At 61.5% G+C, this 470-nt stretch carries 1 protein-coding gene; it reads right to left on the bottom strand.

All coding sequences use genetic code 11. The features are described from left to right. On the bottom strand, positions 1-470 hold a 470-nt coding region (locus AC1DIX_RS27805), incomplete at both ends, for an SRPBCC family protein (protein ID WP_477328572.1).

Below are 470 nucleotides of genomic sequence, written 5' to 3'. Positions count from 1 at the left end.
GCCCTGCAGCGACCTTACCTCCCGCTGCAGAACGAAATAGCGGAAGAGCAGAAAAGCAAGACCGCGATAGTGGTCGGTCTGACTGATCTCTAGTGTGGACCCTTGGGGCGTTGCCCTGATGATGCGGCTCTCGGTGTAATGCGTCCAGAACTGCGGATCGAGCGTGCTGTCGTCGGTAATCCGGGAGCGGAAGGCATGAACGCCGCCAGCCGGGAGCGGGTCGAGTGCCAGGACGCGGCGCAGCGGCTCTCCATTGCGGTCGAGATGACTGTAAACCTGCTCGACGGATCCAGGACGATGTGCGATCGGCCGGCTGCTGATGACGGCGTGATGCCAATCAGCGGCTTCCCCAGCGGGATTGATCGCCTTCCAGAGCGTGTCAGGCGGACAACGGAGGGTTCTGATGACGCTGATCGTGCGCTGCCCGAGTGGCATACGCATCAACAGCCACAGCAAGCCAAGATTGATCG

This window comes from Massilia sp. 05N420 (assembly GCF_056397205.1).
This window is presented reverse-complemented; position numbering and strand designations above follow the sequence as displayed.